This is a genomic window from Nonomuraea sp. NBC_00507, from assembly GCF_036013525.1.
Taxonomy (GTDB): Bacteria; Actinomycetota; Actinomycetes; order Streptosporangiales; family Streptosporangiaceae; genus Nonomuraea.
The window spans coordinates 6,740,459-6,757,105 of sequence record NZ_CP107853.1 but is presented as its reverse complement, the minus strand read 5'-3'; the positions used below and the strand labels follow the sequence as shown (position 1 = coordinate 6,757,105).

General features: G+C 71.6%; 13 protein-coding genes. 10 read left to right on the top strand and 3 right to left on the bottom strand.

The window, feature by feature from the left end; genetic code table 11:
- Positions 1 to 12: 12 nt before the first annotated feature.
- From fdh to OHA25_RS32620, 4 genes are all read left to right on the top strand, one after another.
- Complete coding sequence (gene fdh / locus OHA25_RS32635) at positions 13 to 3,219, top strand: formate dehydrogenase (RefSeq protein WP_327580780.1); 3,207 nt, start codon at positions 13 to 15, stop codon at positions 3,217 to 3,219.
- A 3-nt stretch (positions 3,220 to 3,222) separates the two neighbouring features.
- Positions 3,223 to 4,110 carry a 4Fe-4S dicluster domain-containing protein gene (locus OHA25_RS32630; protein ID WP_327580779.1) on the top strand — a complete coding sequence of 296 codons (888 nt, stop codon included), beginning with the start codon at positions 3,223 to 3,225 and terminating at the stop codon, positions 4,108 to 4,110.
- Complete coding sequence (gene nrfD / locus OHA25_RS32625) at positions 4,107 to 5,108, top strand: NrfD/PsrC family molybdoenzyme membrane anchor subunit (RefSeq protein WP_327580778.1); 1,002 nt, start codon at positions 4,107 to 4,109, stop codon at positions 5,106 to 5,108. Before OHA25_RS32630 ends, nrfD begins: the two co-directional genes overlap by 4 nt.
- A gap of 134 nt (positions 5,109 to 5,242) precedes the next feature.
- Positions 5,243 to 5,779 (top strand): NUDIX hydrolase family protein, encoded by a 537-nt coding sequence (locus tag OHA25_RS32620; RefSeq protein WP_327580777.1) that lies wholly within the window; start codon positions 5,243 to 5,245, stop codon positions 5,777 to 5,779.
- Between the two features lie 14 nt (positions 5,780 to 5,793).
- On the opposite strand, the gene OHA25_RS32615 is transcribed toward OHA25_RS32620, so the two are convergent.
- The 3 genes from OHA25_RS32615 to OHA25_RS32605 form a co-directional block, all read right to left on the bottom strand.
- Positions 5,794 to 7,425, bottom strand: coding sequence for an arylsulfatase (locus OHA25_RS32615; RefSeq protein WP_327580776.1), 1,632 nt, complete (start codon positions 7,423 to 7,425; stop codon positions 5,794 to 5,796).
- A gap of 97 nt (positions 7,426 to 7,522) precedes the next feature.
- Positions 7,523 to 8,413 (bottom strand): sulfotransferase, encoded by an 891-nt coding sequence (locus OHA25_RS32610; protein WP_327580775.1) that lies wholly within the window; start codon positions 8,411 to 8,413, stop codon positions 7,523 to 7,525.
- Between the two features lie 68 nt (positions 8,414 to 8,481).
- The gene (locus OHA25_RS32605) at positions 8,482 to 9,369 is read right to left on the bottom strand and encodes a MurR/RpiR family transcriptional regulator (RefSeq protein ID WP_327580774.1); all 888 of its coding nucleotides are present in this window, start codon (positions 9,367 to 9,369) and stop codon (positions 8,482 to 8,484) included.
- Between the two features lie 77 nt (positions 9,370 to 9,446).
- On the opposite strand from OHA25_RS32605, the gene OHA25_RS32600 reads away from it, so the two are divergent.
- From OHA25_RS32600 to OHA25_RS32575, 6 genes are read left to right on the top strand one after another with little or no spacing between them, the layout of a single operon-like run.
- On the top strand, positions 9,447 to 10,994 hold the full coding sequence (locus tag OHA25_RS32600; RefSeq protein WP_327580773.1) for an ABC transporter substrate-binding protein: 1,548 nt from the start codon (positions 9,447 to 9,449) through the stop codon (positions 10,992 to 10,994).
- 35 nt (positions 10,995 to 11,029) lie between these two features.
- Positions 11,030 to 11,962: an ABC transporter permease gene (locus OHA25_RS32595; protein WP_327580772.1), complete on the top strand. Its 933-nt coding sequence runs from the start codon at positions 11,030 to 11,032 to the stop codon at positions 11,960 to 11,962.
- A complete protein-coding gene (locus OHA25_RS32590; protein WP_327580771.1) occupies positions 11,959 to 12,789 on the top strand; it encodes an ABC transporter permease in 831 nt (276 codons plus the stop codon). Before OHA25_RS32595 ends, OHA25_RS32590 begins: the two co-directional genes overlap by 4 nt.
- Positions 12,786 to 14,015: an anhydro-N-acetylmuramic acid kinase gene (locus OHA25_RS32585; RefSeq protein ID WP_327580770.1), complete on the top strand. Its 1,230-nt coding sequence runs from the start codon at positions 12,786 to 12,788 to the stop codon at positions 14,013 to 14,015. The genes OHA25_RS32590 and OHA25_RS32585 overlap by 4 nt, the downstream gene beginning before the upstream one ends.
- Positions 14,012 to 15,052 (top strand): serine hydrolase domain-containing protein, encoded by a 1,041-nt coding sequence (locus OHA25_RS32580; RefSeq protein ID WP_327580769.1) that lies wholly within the window; start codon positions 14,012 to 14,014, stop codon positions 15,050 to 15,052. The genes OHA25_RS32585 and OHA25_RS32580 overlap by 4 nt, the downstream gene beginning before the upstream one ends.
- A complete protein-coding gene (locus OHA25_RS32575; RefSeq protein ID WP_327580768.1) occupies positions 15,049 to 16,641 on the top strand; it encodes an ABC transporter ATP-binding protein in 1,593 nt (530 codons plus the stop codon). Before OHA25_RS32580 ends, OHA25_RS32575 begins: the two co-directional genes overlap by 4 nt.
- The last annotated feature ends 6 nt before the right edge of the window (positions 16,642 to 16,647 follow it).

Genomic DNA, 16,647 nt, shown 5'->3' with positions numbered 1-16,647 from the left:
TCGGGGGGTGTCATGGATTTCGCGTGGCCGCTGCTGCGGCAGCTGACCGGCAGAGACCGGTATGGGCGGGGACAGGCGGTGAAGTCCGCCCATACGGAGCGGCTGCGGGCGCGAACCGCCGACGCCGAGCGGGTGGTCAAGTCGGTGTGCCCGTACTGCGCGGTGGGCTGCGCCCAGAACGTGTACGTACGGGAGGGAAAGGTCGTCCAGATCGAGGGCGACCCGGACTCGCCGGTCAGCAGGGGACGGCTGTGCCCGAAGGGCGCGGCGAGCCTCCAGCTCACCACCGCGCCCGGCCGTCAGCGCAAGGCGCTCCACCGGCCGCCGGGTGCGCCGGACTGGCAGGAGATCGATCTGGACACGGCCATGGACATGGTGGCCGACCGGATCATCGCCACCCGGCGCGAGACCTGGGAGTGGGAGCGGGACGGCCGGCGCACCGCCCGCACCATGGGCATCGCGAGCCTCGGCGGCGCCACGCTGGACAACGAGGAGAACTACCTCATCAAGAAGCTGCTGACGGCGCTCGGCGTGGTGCAGATCGAGAACCAGGCACGGGTGTGCCACAGCTCGACCGTGGTGGGCCTGGGCACATCGTTCGGGCGGGGCGGCGCCACCACGTTCATGCAGGACCTGCAGCACTCCGACTGTGTGGTCATCCAGGGCTCCAACTTCGCCGAGGCCCACCCGGTGGGCTTCCAGTGGGTGATGGAGGCCAAGGCGCGCGGCGCTGTGATCATCCACGTGGATCCGCGGTTCACCCGCACCAGCGCGCTGGCCGACCTGCACGTGCCCATCCGGGCCGGCTCCGACGTGGCCTTCCTCGGCGGGATCATCAACCACGTGCTGGAGAACGAGCTCTTCTTCCGCGAGTACGTGGTCGACTACACCAACGCGGCCACCATCCTGCGCGAGGACTACCGCGACGCCGAGGACCTCGACGGCCTGTTCTCCGGCTTCGACCCGGGCACCCACACCTACGACCACGGCACCTGGCAGTACGAGGGCATGGAGGTGGTCCCCGCGGCCGGCGCCAGGGACCAGGACTTCGAGCGGCGGGCGGGCCACGCGGAGGCGCATGGCGGACTCGGCGCGCCGATGGGCGGCACCCCGCAGCGCGACGAGACGCTGCGGCATCCGCGCTGCGTGCTCAGCATCCTGCGCCGCCACTTCGCCCGCTACACGCCGGAGATGGTGGAGCAGACGTGCGGGGTGCCGCGCCGGCTGTTCGAGGAGGTGTGCCGGCACCTGACGGAGAACTCCGGGCCGGACAAGACGGCGGAGTTCGTCTACGCCGTGGGCTGGACGCAGCACAGTGACGGCTCCCAGTTCATCCGCACGGCGAGCATCCTGCAGTTGCTGCTGGGCAACATCGGCCGGCCGGGCGGCGGCATCCAGGCGCTGCGCGGGCACGCCAGCATCCAGGGCTCCAGCGACATCCCGACCCTGTTCAACCTGCTGCCGGGGTACATCCCGATGCCGTACGCGCACGAGCACGAGCGGCTGCGCGACTTCCTGCACGCCGACGCCCCGCCCAAGGGGTTCTGGGCCAATATGCCCGCCTACCTGGTGAGTCTGCTCAAGGCATGGTGGGGTGAGGCGGCGCGGCCGGACAACGACTTCGCCTTCGGCCACCTGCCCAGGCTGACGGGGTCGCACAGCACGTACGACACGGTCCTGGCGCAGCTCGACGGCACCTGCAAGGGCTACATCCTGCTCGGCGAGAACCCGGCCGTCGGCTCGGCCAACGCCAGGATGCAGCGCCTCGGCATGGCGAACCTGGACTGGCTGGTGGTGCGCGACCTCAACCTGATCGAGAGCGCCACCTGGTGGAAGGACGGCCCGGAGCTCGAGACGGGCGAGCTGCGTACCGGGGACATCCGCACCGAGGTGTTCTTCCTGCCCGCCGCCGCGCACACCGAGAAGAGCGGCAGCTTCACCAACACCAACCGGCTGCTGCAGTGGCACCACCAGGCCGTCGAGCCTGAGGGGGACGCCCGCAGCGACCTGTGGTTCATGTACCACCTGGGACGGATCATCCGGGAGAAGCTGGCCGACTCGGACGACCCGATGGACCGGCCCGTGCTCGACCTCACCTGGGACTACCCGGTCGAGGGCCCGACGGCCGAGCCGGACGCGGAGGCGGTGCAGGCCGAGATCAACGGCCGGGACGCGCAGGGACGGCCGCTGTCCGGCTACGCCGAGCTGCGGGACGACGGCTCCACCGCGTGCGGCTGCTGGATCTACTGCGGCGTGCGCGCCGGCGGCGTCAACCAGGCCGCCCGCCGCAAACCCGCCGCCGAGCAGGACTGGATCGCCGCCGAATGGGCGTGGGCGTGGCCGGCCAACCGGCGCATCCTCTACAACCGGGCCTCGGCCAAGCCGGACGGCAGCCCGTGGAGCGAGCGCAAGAAGCTCGTCTGGTGGGACGGGAGCCGGTGGACCGGTTATGACGTGCCCGACTTCGAGGTGGACAAGAGCCCGGACTACCGGCCGCCGCCGGACGCGCGGGGGGCGGCGGCGCTGTCGGGCATCGACCCGTTCATCATGCAGGCCGACGGCAAGGGCTGGCTGTTCGCGCCCACCGGGGTGGTGGACGGGCCGCTGCCGGCGCATTACGAGCCGCAGGACTCGCCGGTGGCCAACCCCCTGTACGGGCACCAGCGCAACCCGGCCCGCAGGCTCTACCCGCACGAGGACAACCGGTATCACCCGAGCGGGGACGAGCCGGGCGCCTCGGTCTTCCCGTACGTGGTGACGACCTACCGGCTGACCGAGCATTTCACCGCGGGCGGCATGAGCCGGCACACGCCGTACCTGGCCGAGCTGCAGCCGGAGATGTTCTGCGAGGTGTCGCCCGAGCTGGCCGCCGAGCGGGGGCTGGTGCACGGCGACTGGGCCACGATCATCACGGCCCGCAACGCCATCGAGGCCAGGGTGCTGGTCACCGACCGGATCGCGCCGCTGCACCTGAACGGGCGCACGCTGCACCAGATCGGCCTGCCGTTCCACTTCGGGCCGAACGGCCTGGCCAGGGGCGATGCGGCCAACGAGCTGTCGTCGATCTCGCTGGACCCCAACTCGCACATCCAGGAGGTCAAGGCGCTGTCGGCGGACATCCGGCCGGGGCGGCGGCCACGCGGCGCGGCGCTGCCCGAGCTCGTCCTGGCCTACCGGCAGCGGGCCGGAGTCACCGGCGACACCGGAATGGAGGCCTGAGCCATGGCCTTCGACCTGGACGAGGCGATCGGCGCCGGGCGGGTGGGGTTCTTCACCGACACCAGCGTCTGCATCGGCTGCAAGGCGTGCGAGGTGGCGTGCAAGGAGTGGAACGCCGTCCCCGAGGACGGGCTGACCTTCACCGGCATGTCGTACGACAACACGGTGGGCCTCGGGGCCGACACCTGGCGGCACGTGGCGTTCATCGAGCAGCGGCGGCCGCTCGGCCACCAGGAGCCCGGGCTGAACGACCAGGACTTCCGCTGGCTGATGGCCTCCGACGTGTGCAAGCACTGCACGCACGCCGCCTGCCTGGACGTGTGCCCGACGGGGTCGTTGTTCCGCACCGAGCACGGGACGGTGGTGGTGCAGGAGGACGTGTGCAACGGCTGCGGCTACTGCGTGCCGGCCTGCCCGTTCGGGGTGATCGGCAAGCGGGAGCGCGAGCAGGGCGGCACGGCGGCCAAGTGCACCATGTGCTACGACCGGCTGGGGGCGGGGCAAGAGCCGGCCTGCGCCAAGACGTGCCCCACGGACTCCATCCAGTTCGGCGACCTGGAGGAGTTGCGCGAGCGGGCGGAGCGGCGGCTGGAGCAGGTGCGCGGGGCCGGGGTCACCTCGGCGCGGCTGTACGGCCACGACACCGGTGACGGCGTGGGCGGCATGGGGGCGTTCTTCCTGCTGCTCGACGAGCCCGAGGTGTACGGCCTGCCACCCGACCCGGTGGTGACCACCAGAGACCTGCCGTCGATGTGGCGCCACGCCGGCGCCGCGGCCCTCGCCCTGATGGCGGGAATGACCGCCGCGGCCCTGCTACGGCGGCCGGCCGGCGCGGAGGCGGTGAGCTCAGCCCTCTTGGGCTCGGCGGCCCCAGGACGGAGGAGATCATGAGCCAGACCGACGTGCGGTTGGACGGCTCGGCCGAGGTGCGGACCGAACGTGAGGCCACGCCGGGGTCCGCGGGACCCAGGCCGTTGCGCCCCGCGACGGCCAAGCCGCGAGCAGGCTCCTACTACGGCCTGCCGGTGCTGAACGAGCCGACGTGGCAGGCCCCCGACATCGCCGGATACCTGTTCCTCGGCGGCCTGGCCGGGGCCTCGTCCACGCTGGCCGCCGCCGCCGAGCTGACCGGCCGGCCGCGCCTGGCCAGGGCGGCCAAGACCGGGGCGCTGTGCGCGCTCGGCGGGTCGCTCTACTCGCTGATCCACGACCTCGGCCGCCCCGAGCGGTTCGTCAACATGCTGCGCGTGTTCAAGGTGACCTCGCCGATGAGCGTCGGCACGTGGCTCCTGACCGCGTACGGCCCGCCAGCCGCCTGCGCGGCCGCCACCGCCCTGACGGGGCGTCTCCCCCGGCTGGGCCGGGCGGCCACGATCGGAGCCGGGCTGGCCGGGCCCGCGGTGGCCACCTATACGGCCGCGCTGGTCTGCGACACCGCCGTGCCCGTCTGGCACGAGGGCTACCGCGAGATGCCGTTCCTGTTCGCCGGCTCGGCCGCCGCGGCGGCGGGCGGGCTCGGCATGCTGGCCGCGCCCCTGGCCGAGGCGGGCCCGGCCCGGCGGGTGGCGCTGCTGGGCGCCGCCGCCGGGTGCGCCGCCGCCCTCCGGATGGAGCGGCGGCTCGGGCCGCAGGCCGTGCCGCTCAAACGCAGCAGGCTGCTGTGGGCGGGCGAGGCGCTGACGCTGGGCGGTGCGCTAGCCGGGATCGCCTTCGGCCGGCGCAGCAGGATCGCGGCCGTCGCGGCGGGGGCGGCGCTGCTGGCGGGATCGGCCTGCACCCGATTCGGGATCTTCCACGCAGGAACGGAGTCGGCGAACGACCCGACGTACACCGTCCAGCCGCAGCGCAAGCGGCTGGCGAGAGCGAGAGCGGAGCGTGATCTCCAATGAACCGTAAGATCGTCGAGTATCTGCCCTTCCTGGGCTTCGTGCTGGTCATCTGCACGGCGTCGTGGCTGGCCGGTCGTGCCCTGCCGGAGCCGGCCCGGGTACGCCGGTAGGTCGGGGGGACGTACGATCAGCCAATGACCGAAAAGACCGAAACGACGCCCAGCTGGTTGTCGCCGGAAGAGCTTGAGTCCGTCCGCGGCCAGCTGCCGATCCTCTACGTCGACGCGGTGCCGGTGCGCGTCGACGACACCGGCGTGGTCACCCGCGTCGGCCTGCTGCTGCGCATCGCGTCGGATGGAACGGTCAGCCGGGCGCTCGTCTCGGGCCGGGTGCTGTACTACGAGCGGGTCCGCGACGCGCTCCTGCGTCACCTGGAGAAGGACCTCGGCCCGGTGGCGCTCCCGCACATCCCGGCGTCTCCGCAGCCGTTCACGGTCGCCGAGTATTTCCCGACGCCGGGCGTCACCCAGTACCACGATCCGCGTCAGCACGCCGTGTCCCTGGCCTACATCGTGCCCGTCGCGGGCGACTGCCGGCCCCGGCAGGACGCGCTGGACCTGGTGTGGTTCACGCCCGAGGAGGCGGCCTCGCCGATGGTGCAGCAGGAGATGCCCGGCGGGCAGGGGGTGCTGCTGAAGCAGGCCCTCGCATACGTGGGCTGTCTCCCCTGAGACCGGGTGGGGGCTCAGGGGGTGACGACGTCGGCGGGGAAGGCGCTCCTGCGGTGCACCTTGCGGAACAGGTGCGAGCGGCCGCCTGACTCGAAGTCGGCGAGGGCGACGACGCGGCTGCGGCTCCCCGCGGGCAGCGGGAAGCCGACCGCGATCGACATCCCCGGGTCCACCCGCGCCACGGTGTGCGCGCGGACCCGGCGCGGTCCGTCGAGCCCCAGCTTGACCTCGTTCCACGGCACGGTGGAGCCGTTGTGCAGGGTCACGACGACCTCGTTGCCGACGATCTCCGTCTTCAGCCCGTACGGGATCCGCGGGTCGGGTCCGATCGACGCGTCCAGCGCGGTCATCAGCTCGTCGGTCAGGTCGGGCCGCGCCACGGCGAGGTCGCGTTGCTCCCCGGGGTCGGCGGCCAGGTCGTACAGCTCGATCCGGCCCTCCGGCCCGGCGCCGCCGATGTTGGGGGCCAATCTGACGGCCTTCCACCGGCCGCGGCGGATGGCCTGGGCCTTGCGCGGCCGGTTCCACACCAGGTGCTCGTGTTTGGGCGCGCCCGCGCCGGTGAGCAGGCCGCGGAAGGAGAGCCCGTCCAGGTTCGCCGGGGCCGGCACCTCGGCCAGGTCCGCCAGCGTCGGCAGCACGTCCCAGGAGGCCACCGGCTGCTTGACCACGCGCGGCCGCAGCCGCGGCGACCAGGCGATCATCGGCACGCGGATGCCGCCCTCGTACACCTCGCGCTTGTCACCGCGGAACGGTCCGTTGGAGTTGAACAGCGCGGGCGTCACGCCCTTCTCCCGGTGCGGGCCGTTGTCGCTGGTGAACAGCACGAGCGTGCGCTCGGCCACGCCCGCCTGGCGTAACGCGCGCAGCAGCGCCGCGACGTCGGTGTCGAGCCTGGCCACCTGCGCGGCGTGCCGGCGGTTGGGACCGCTCCACGGCATGTCCTCGTACGGCCCGGCGTCGCCGGCGATCACGCTCGGCGAGTGCGGCAGGGTGCTGGCGAAGTAGAGCAGGAACGGGTCCTCGCCGCCCTGCCGGATGAACTCGACCGCCTGCTCGCGGAACAGGTGCGGCGCGTACGACGTGCCGTCCAGCTGCACCTTGGCCCCGTTGTGCCACAGGTACTTGGGGAAGTACTGGTGGGCGTGGCGGTGGCCGATGTAGCCGAAGAACTCGTCGAACCCGCGCATGTTCGGGTGCGAGACCTGACCGGCCAGCTCGGGCCCGAAGCCCCACTTGCCGATGCAGGCCGTCCGGTAGCCGGACAGCTGCAGCACCTCGGCGAAGGTGACGTCGGCGTCGGTGAGCGCGTGCTGCGGCCCGCCCTCGGGGTTCTCGCGTACGGTGCCGTGCCCGGCGTGCAGCCCCGTGAGCAGGGCGCAGCGTGAGGGGGCGCACAGCGGCGCCCCCGAGTACGCGGCCTCGAACCTGACGCCCTCGGCCGCCATCCGATCCAGGTTCGGCGTCCTGATCAGTCGCTGGCCCTGCACTCCTATCTCACCCCAGCCAAGGTCGTCGGCCAGGATGACGACGATGTTGGGACGCGACGGCAGGCCGTCAGGGTCGGCGGCCGATGCGGCCGATGGGACGGCGAGACTGGCGAGGGTTCCGGCTAGTAAAGCGCGGCGCGAGGGCCCGTTGATCACGACGGGCACCATATCGAAGCCCAAGGCGAACAGCGGGCAAATGGCGCACGAAACTCTGTCACAGACCTGAAACGGTTACCGTGCGGACTGGGTCTGGTCAGGACAGGTACTCCCACTTCCGGCAGATCTCGTGCAGGGCGTCCGGCACCTCGTCAGGAGTCGGCAGCGGCCGCCCGGCGACGACGGTGCCGGTGCGGATCTTGTCCCGCCAGTCGCCGATGCCCTTGACGAAGCCGCCGTGGTCCTTGTTGCCGTAGGTGAGCATGCCCGGCTCCCATTCGAGGCCGAGGAACAGGCAGAGCCGGCGCAGCTCGGCCTCCGGGTCGGCGACCAGGTCCTCGTACCGCATGGTCAGCCCGTCGAGGTGGGTACGGGCCTCCTCCAGGTAGGTCATGTAGCTCATCGTGCGCGGCACGGCCTCCTCCATCGGCCGCTTCTCGGGATCGGCCTCATGCCAGGACTGCACGATGGACATCGGGTGGCGCAGCAGGAAGATGAAACGCGCGTCCGGCCAGCAGGTCGCCAGGCGCCGCCAGACGAACACGTTGCTCGGCGTCTTCTCCACCAGGACCGGCTTGCCGCTGCGGGTCAGCTCCCGGTGCAGCATGCGGTCCCAGACGATGTGCTCGATGTCGCTGTGGGTGTGGCCGAGCGCCTCCATCGCCTGCCGCACGGGGTCGGTGCCGAGGCCGATGGTGATCCGCCGGAAGTGCGTCTCGATCGGGGAGTGCACCTGCGAATGGCTGTTGAGCATGACCCGCAGCAGCGTGGAGCCCGACCGCACGGACGACAGCAGGAAGGCCGGCTCGCGCAGCAGCCGGTCGTGCACCGGGTCGACGGGCGGGCGCACCGTGTCACCCGGGAGCCGCTGCAACTCCAGCGGAGGCTTCGGTGGAGGCGGCTTGGGCGGCTCCTTGCCCAGCCGCCGCGTCAAGGTGTATCCCGTCAGGCCCTCAAGCGTCGCGTTGGCCCGGTACTTCCAGCTCATGGCCCTACAAGGTAGAGATATCCAGTGAACCCCAGGTGAATCCGGTCTGTGAACATGCTGCGAGGAAACTAGGCGCGCTTGACCACGCGGCCGTGCACGACCGCGTACGTGGCGCGCAGCGCCTCCATCGACTCGTCGTAGGAGGCCTGCGCGACCCCGGTGAACAGGCAGTCGACCACCATGAGCTGGGCGATGCGGCTGCCCAGGGCACCGGAGCGGAACTGAGTCTCCCGTGCGGCCGTGGTGAGCGTCACGTCGGCCGCGCGGGCCAGTGGCGAGTCCAGGAAGTTCGTGATCGCGACCGTGGCGGCCCCCGAGTTGCGCGCGATCGACAGGAACTCGACCGTGTCCACGGTGGCGCCGGTGTGCGAGACCGCCACCGCGACGCAGGTGCCGTCGAGCGTGGCGGCCGAGGTCCAGGCCGAGTGCGGGTCGTGCCAGTTGATCGCGGTGCGCCCGATGCGGGACAACTTCTGCTGCAGGTCGAGCCCGACGAGCGCGCTCGCGCCCACGCCGAACGTGTCGATCCTGCGGGCGGCCCCCAGCAGCGCCACCGCCTCGGCCAGGGCCTTCATGTCCAGCGAACGGGCGGTGTCGGCGATGGACAACGTCTCGTTCATCGCCACCTTGGAGACGATGCCCTCCAGGCTGTCGTGGCGGTCGATGTCGCCGGACGCCTCCGGCAGGCTCGACGTGGCGAGCTCCTCCCTGGCCACCGCCCGGGTCAGGTCGATCCTGAAGTCCTGGTAGCGGGCGTACCCCATGCGCCGGTAGAAGCGCACCACGGACGTCGTGGAGGTGGCGCAGCGGGCGGCCAGGTCCGCGATGGACAGGTTCGCCGCCGCGGCCGGGTCCCCGGCGAACGCCTCCGCGATGCGCCGCTCGGACGGCCGCAGGGCGGGCATGGCGGCGCGGATGCGGATCAGCAAGGTGCCGTCGTCCTCGGCCATCGTCATCCATCCTGGGAGGGAAAAGAAAATACCCCAGTGGTAAGGTCTGCGTAATTTTATGACCTACTGCCTGAGGAGGCCACATGCCCCGTGGCGCATTCTCCACGGTCGCCCTCACGGCGGCGCTGTCCATCGCCCTCACCAGCTGTTCATCCTCCTCCGGGCCCGGGCCCGGCGCCGGCACAGGCACGGGCGCCGCGAAGGGTCTCGTGGTCGGCGTCACCTCCGACCCGGACACGCTCTTCCCCTGGAAGGCCACCCAGTTCCAGGCCGTCAACGTGCTGCAGAACCTGTACGGGACGCTCACGGAGTTCGACAAGGACCTCAACGTGGTGCCCGGGCTGGCCGAGTCGTGGGAGACCTCCGATGACGGCAAGACGCTCACGCTCAAGCTCCGGCAGGGCGTCACCTTCGCCGACGGCAGCGCGTTCGACTCCAAGGACGCCAAGCACTCCCTCGACAAGATCATGGACGAGGCCACGGCGGCGGTGGCCATGGCGTCGCTGTCATCGGTGAAGTCGGTCGAGGCGCCCGACCCGGCCACGGTGGTGCTGAGCCTGACCGGGCCCGACGCCGCGCTGCCCGCCAACCTGGCCACGGTCAACATGGCGATGTTGTCCTCCGACGACACCGAGGAGAAGCTCAACGCCACCCCCAACGGCACCGGGCCGTTCACGCTGAGCAAGCGCGTGCCCAGCCAATCGATCACCCTCGCCAGGAATGACACCTACTGGGGCAGTGAGAAGCCGAAGGTCCCCACGGTCGAGTTCCGGGTGATCCCCGACGAGTCGTCCATCGTCTCGGCGATGCAGTCGGGCAACGTGCAGCTGGCGGTCTTCAACGACCCGCTGGTCGCCCAGACCGCCGAGGGCGGCGGCACGATCACGGTCGCCAAGACGCCGCAGCTCAGCTACCACGTGCTCCAGCTCAACGCGCGCAAGGGCGACCTGAAGGACGTCAATGTGCGCCTGGCCGTCCAGTGCGCGATCGACCGCAAGCAGGTGCTCGACACCGCCGCGCTCGGCGAGGGCGAGGTGACCGGGCCCATCACGGCCACCGCGTTCAAGTCGGACCCGAACAAGCGCCCCTGCCCCAGCCGCGACCTCGCCAAGGCCGCCGACTACCTGAGCAAGGCCGGCAAGTCAGGCGGGGTGACCGTCAAGGCCATCGTCTCCCAGGGCGAGTACGCGACGTCCGTCAACGAGGCGCAAAACCTCAAGGCCCAGCTAGCCGAAGCCAAGATCAACCTGGAGCTGGAGGTGCTGGAGTCGGGGGCGTTCGTGGACCGCTGGGTGGCCGCCGACTTCGACGCGGCCGTCGCGCTGAACGGCGGCCGCCCCGACCCCGACGGCTCCTACGGCCGCTACTTCACCAGCAAGGGCAACCTCAACAAGGTCGCCGGCTACAGCTCCCCCGAGCTGGACCGGCTGTTCGCCGAGGGCAAGGCCACCACCGACCAGGCCGCCCGCAAGGCGATCTACGACCAGGTCGCCGCCCATCTGGAGGACAACGCCGCCTGGATCTGGCTGTTCTCCGGCTACACCTACACGGCCACGACCGCGGGCGTGCAGGGCTTCACGCCCATGGCCAACGGCTCGCTGCAGTATCTGCGCACCACGTCCGCGTCCTGATGCGTGCTCTCCTACGCAATCGCGTCGTCCGGCGTGTGGCGGGCACGCTCGGCACTCTCTTCGGGGTGGCCGTGTTCGTGTTCGTCATGCTCCGGGCGATTCCCGGCGACCAGATCACGGCGGGGCTCGGCACCGAGGCCGCCGCGCTCACCCCCGCCCAGCGGGCGGCGCTCGAGCGTTACTACGGCCTCGACCAGCCGCTGGTCACGCAGTTCTTCTCGTGGCTGGGCAACATGGTCACGGGGAACTTGGGCTACTCGGCGCGTAACCAGCAGAGCGTGCTCGACCTGACGTCGCAGTCGCTGCCGGTGACGTTCGAGCTGGCGGTGCTGTCGATCGCGCTGGCGCTGCTGATCGGCGTGCCGCTCGGCATGCTGTCGGCGTCGAAGGCCGGCGCCCCACGGGACGCCGTGGGGCAGGCGGTGAGCCTGGCGGGTCTGTCGATCCCGGCGTTCCTCCTGGCCACGACGCTGCTGTCGATCTTCGCGGCGTCGTTCGGGTTCAACCCCAACGGGCAGGGCTTCGCGACGCTGCTGGAGGATCCGCTGCTCAACCTTCAGCAGATGGTGCTGCCCGCGCTCGTGCTCGGCTTCGGGATCGCGGCGCCGATCCTGCGCACCACGCGGGCGGCGGTGCTGGAGGTGCGCTCGCACGACTTCGTGCGCACCGCCCGCGCCAAGGGGGTGCCGGAGCGGCTGCTGCAGGTCAGGCACGTGCTCGGCAACGCGCTCGTGCCGATCGTGACGATGACCGGCCTGCAGTTCGGCTACCTGCTCGGTGGCGCGGTCGTGGTCGAGCAGATCTTCTCGGTGCCGGGCATCGGCCGGCAGGTGCTGCTGGGCATCCAGCAGAAGGAGTACGCGGTGGTGCAGAGCACGGTGCTGGTGATCGCGCTGGCGTTCGTGCTGGTCAATCTGCTGACCGACGTGCTCTACCGGATCATCGACCCGCGGGTGAGGGCGTCGTGACGGCTCTGCGCAGGAGTCCCGCCGCGCTGGCGGGCTCGGTCATCCTCGTGGTGCTGGCCGGGGTGGCGGTGCTGGCGTACTTCGGGCTGCTGCCGTACGACCCGATCGCGCAGAACCCGCCGGCGCGGTTCCAGTCGCCGTCGGGCGCGCACCTGTTCGGCACCGACCAGTTCGGCAGGGACGTCTTCTCGCGGGTGGCGGCCGGGGTGGGGAACTCGGCGCTCATCGCGGTCGTGGCGGTGGCGTTCGCGACCGTGATCGGCACGCTCGGCGGGCTCGTGTCGGGTTTCTACCGCGGATGGGCCGACGGGGCGATCGGCGGGGTGACGAACGTGCTGTTCGCGTTCCCGCCGCTGCTGCTGGCGTTGTCGCTGGCCGCGGTGCTGGACCGCAACTGGTTCACGATCGCCGTGGCGATCGCCATCGTGTACGTGCCCATCTTCATCCGCGTCACCCGCGGCCCGGTGTTGTCGCTCAGGGAGATCGAGTACGTGAAGGCGGCGGTCGCCACGGGCCTGAGCCGCGCGCAGATCATGGTGCGGCACGTGCTGCCGAACATCACCTCGATCATCGTGGTCCAGGTGGCGCTGTCGCTGTCGTGGGCGGTGCTAACGGAGGCGTCACTGAGTTTCCTGGGCCTGGGCACGCCGCCGCCGGCCCCGTCGCTCGGCTCGATGATCTTCGAGGCGCGCAGCCTGGTGTTCGTGGCCCCGTGGACGCTGATCGCGCCGGGCGCGGTCGTCGTGCTGCTCGTGGTGGGGTTGAATCTGCTGGGTGACGGCCTGCGTGACACGCTTGACCCGCGTAATCGAGGAAGGCGCTCATGAGGGTTCTCGGGATGATCTCCGGCACCTCGCACGACGGGATCGACGTGGCCGTCGTCGATTTCTCGCGTGCCGGTGAGGTGCTGGAGGGCCGGGTGGGGCACACGGCGAGCACGCCGTACACCGGCGAGCTGCGGGCCAGGCTGATCGCGGCGCTGCCGCCGGCCAGGACGACGCTGGCGGAGGTGTGCGTGCTGGACACGCTCATCGGGCAGAGCTTCGCCGCGGCCGCCGCCGAGGCGATCGAGCGGGGCGGTCCCGTCGATCTGATCGTGTCGCACGGGCAGACGGTGTTCCACTGGGTGGAGGGTTCGCAGGCGCGAGGCACGCTGCAGATCGGGCAGCCCGCGTGGATCGCCGAGCGAACCGGCGTTCCCGTGCTGTCGGATGTGCGCATCCGCGACATCACGGCGGGCGGGCACGGGGCTCCGCTGGTGTCGGTGCTCGACGGGCTGCTGCTGGGCGGGCAGCCCGGCGGGGCCGGAGCGCTCAACCTGGGCGGCATCGCGAACATGACCGTCGTGCGCGGGGGCGAGCTGTTCGCCTACGACATCGGCCCGGCGAACGCGCTGATCGACGCCGTGGTGACGAGCCGGCGGCTGAACAGCCGGGGGTTCGACGAGGACGGCGCGATCGCGGCGTCGGGGCGCGTCGACGCCCGGCTGCTGGAGGTGCTGCTCGACGAGCCCTACTACCGGCTGCCCGCCCCCAAGAGCACCGGCAAGGAGCTGTTCCACCTGGGATATGTGGAGGCCGCGCTGGCCAGGGCGGGTCTGCGGGCCGACGGCACCGGCTCGGCGGCGACCGGCGCCGCCGGTGACCTGGATCCGGCGGTGACCGGCACGATCGGCGATGCGGATCTAGTGGCGACGCTCACCGAGCTGACCGTGCGCACCGTCGCCGACGACGTGCGTGCCGCCGGCGTCAGCGCCCTGGTCGTCTCGGGCGGCGGATGCCGCAACCTCGTCATCATGCGCGGGCTGCGCGCGGCACTGCCCGGCGTGGAGGTGGCGCCGTCCGACGCGTTCGGCGCGCCCGCCGACGACAAGGAGGCCATCGCGTTCGCCCTGATCGGCTGGCTGACCGCGCACGGTCTGCCCGGCACGGTGCCCGGCGGGACGGGCGCGCGGGCCGCCCGCGTCCTCGGCACGCTGACGCCGGGCGCGGGCCCGCTCGTCCTGCCCGCCCCGATGGCCGAGCCGCCGCGTTCGCTGGTGCTGACCCGATGAGCCCGGACGAGCCCCCCGGCCTGGTCATGGCCGCGCGCACGCCCTGGTTCGAGCTGACCGAGTGCACCGGGCACCGGACCGTGCGCGTGGAGGGCGGCGAGCTCTCGGGCCAGGCGGCCATGACCCTGGACACCTACCACGACCTGGCCTCCGTCACGAAGATCGTGGCGACCACGACGGCGCTCATGCGCCTGGTGTCGGAGCGGCTGGTGGACCTGGACGCGCCGCTGAGCGCGTACCTGCCGCGGTCGTACGAGGCGATCACCGTGCGGGAGCTGCTCCTGCACCGGGGCGGTTTGTGGGAATGGTGGCCGCTCTACATCCAGGCGCAGCCACCGCCGCCGCGTTACCGGCCCGGCCGCGCGCGGCACTACTCCGACCTCGGCTTCATCCTGCTCGGCCGGATCATCACGGCCGCGACCGGGCTGCGGCTGGACCGGGCGGTGGCCGAGCTCGTCACCCGGCCGCTCGGGCTCACCCAGACCACGTACGCCCGCCCCACGGGCACCGAGGTGGCCATGAGCGCCCTGGACGACCGGGTCGAGATGACCATGCTCGACACCGGAAGGCCGTACCCGGTCCCGTACCGCAGCACCGACTTCACCCGCTGGCGGCGCGAGCCCGTGCTCGGCCAAGTGGCCGACGGCAACGCCTACTACGCGCTCGACGGGGTCGGCGGGCACGCCGGGCTGTTCTCGACCGTGCCCGACCTGCTCAAATACTGCGCCGCGCTGTCCCGGTACGAGGAGCACGACCGGCTGTGGCGGCCCGAGGTCGCCCGGGAGTTCTTCGCCCCGGGGCCGGACCCCGAGCAGGCGCTCGGTTTCCGCCGCTACTCCCTGGACCTGGCGGGCGAGACGGTCACGGTGCTCGGCCACCCCGGCCACGTGGGCTGCGCGATCGGCTTCGTGCCCGGCCGCGACGTCTCCCTGGTCGTGGCGAGCAACCGCCTGCTCGTCGCGGGCGCCCCGACGCCGGCCGAGGACCTCTGGCACCGCCTGCTGCAGGCCACCACGCAACGATCGAGGACCGCATGAGCAGCCCGCTTCTGGAGATCCGCGACCTGTCGGTCGCCTTCCGCACCCGCAGGCAGGACGTCACCGTCGTCAAGAACGTCTCCATGGAGATCATGCCGGGCCAGACGGTCGCGGTGGTCGGCGAGTCGGGATCGGGCAAGTCCACCACGGCCGCCGCGGTCAACCGGCTGCTGCCGGACAACGGCCGCATCACCTCGGGCCGGGTCGTGTTCGAAGGACACGACCTGGCGACGGCGAGCGAGCGGGAGATGACCGCGATCCGCGGCGCCGGCATCGGCCTGGTCCCGCAGGACCCCATGTCCAACCTCAATCCGCTGCTACGCATCGGTGACCAGATCGCCGAGGCCCTGGAGGTGCACGGCGTGGCCACCGGGAAGGCGGCGCGGGCACGCGTGCTGGAGCTGCTGGACATGGTGGGCATCCCCGACCCGGCGCGGCGGATCGGGCAGTACCCGCACGAGTTCTCCGGCGGCATGCGGCAGCGGGCGCTGATCGCCATGGGGCTGGCCTGCCGGCCGCGGCTGCTCATCGCCGACGAGCCGACCTCGGCTCTGGACGTGACCGTGCAGCGGCGCATCCTCGACCAGCTCGAGCGGCTCACCGCGGACATGGGCACGGCCGTGTTCCTCATCACGCACGACCTGGCGCTGGCGGCCGAGCGGGCCGATGTCGTGGCCGTCATGTACCAGGGCGAGATCGTCGAGACCGGGCCGGCGGCGCGGATCCTGGCCGAGCCGGAGCACGACTACACCAAGCGGCTGCTGCGGGCCGTGCCGAGCCTGTCGTCGGTGCGAGTGGCCCGTCCGGAGACGGCGGCGGAGGACCTGGTGGTGGTCGACGGCCTGCGCAAGGTGTTCCCGATCAGGGGCACGGGTGAGGAGCTGACCGCGGTGGACGCGGTCTCGTTCACCATCCCGAAGGGCCGTACCGTGTCGATCGTGGGCGAGTCGGGCTCCGGCAAGTCGACGACCGCGAACCTGCTGCTCGGGCTGGACGACGCCACCGCGGGCAGCATCCGCTTCGACGGCACGGACCTGGCCGGGCTCGGGCGGCGTGAGTTGTTCGCGTTCCGCCGGCGGGTGCAGCCGGTGTTCCAGAACCCGTACGCCTCGCTCGACCCCCGCTACACCGTCGAGAAGTCGATCATGGAGCCGTTGCGCGTGCACGGCGTCGGCACGGCGGCCGAGCGCCGCAAGAGCGCCGCCGAGCTGCTGGAGAAGGTGTCGTTGCCGGCCTCGCTGGGCGAGCGGCTGCCGCACGAGTTGTCCGGCGGCCAGCGCCAGCGGGTGGCCATCGCGCGGGCGCTGGCGCTCTCGCCGGAGCTGGTCGTGCTCGACGAGGCCGTCTCGGCGCTCGACGTGATCGTCCAGGCGCAGATCCTGGAGCTGCTCGCCGAGCTGCAGCGGGAGCTCGGGCTGAGCTACCTGTTCATCAGCCACGACCTGGCCGTGGTACGGATGATCTCCGATGCGGTGCACGTGATGCGCGACGGGCGGATCGTGGAGAGCGGCACGACCGACGAGATCTTCGACCGTCCCGCCGACGACTACACCCGGGAGCTGCTGGCCGCGATCCCGGGCGGGCCCTGACCGCGC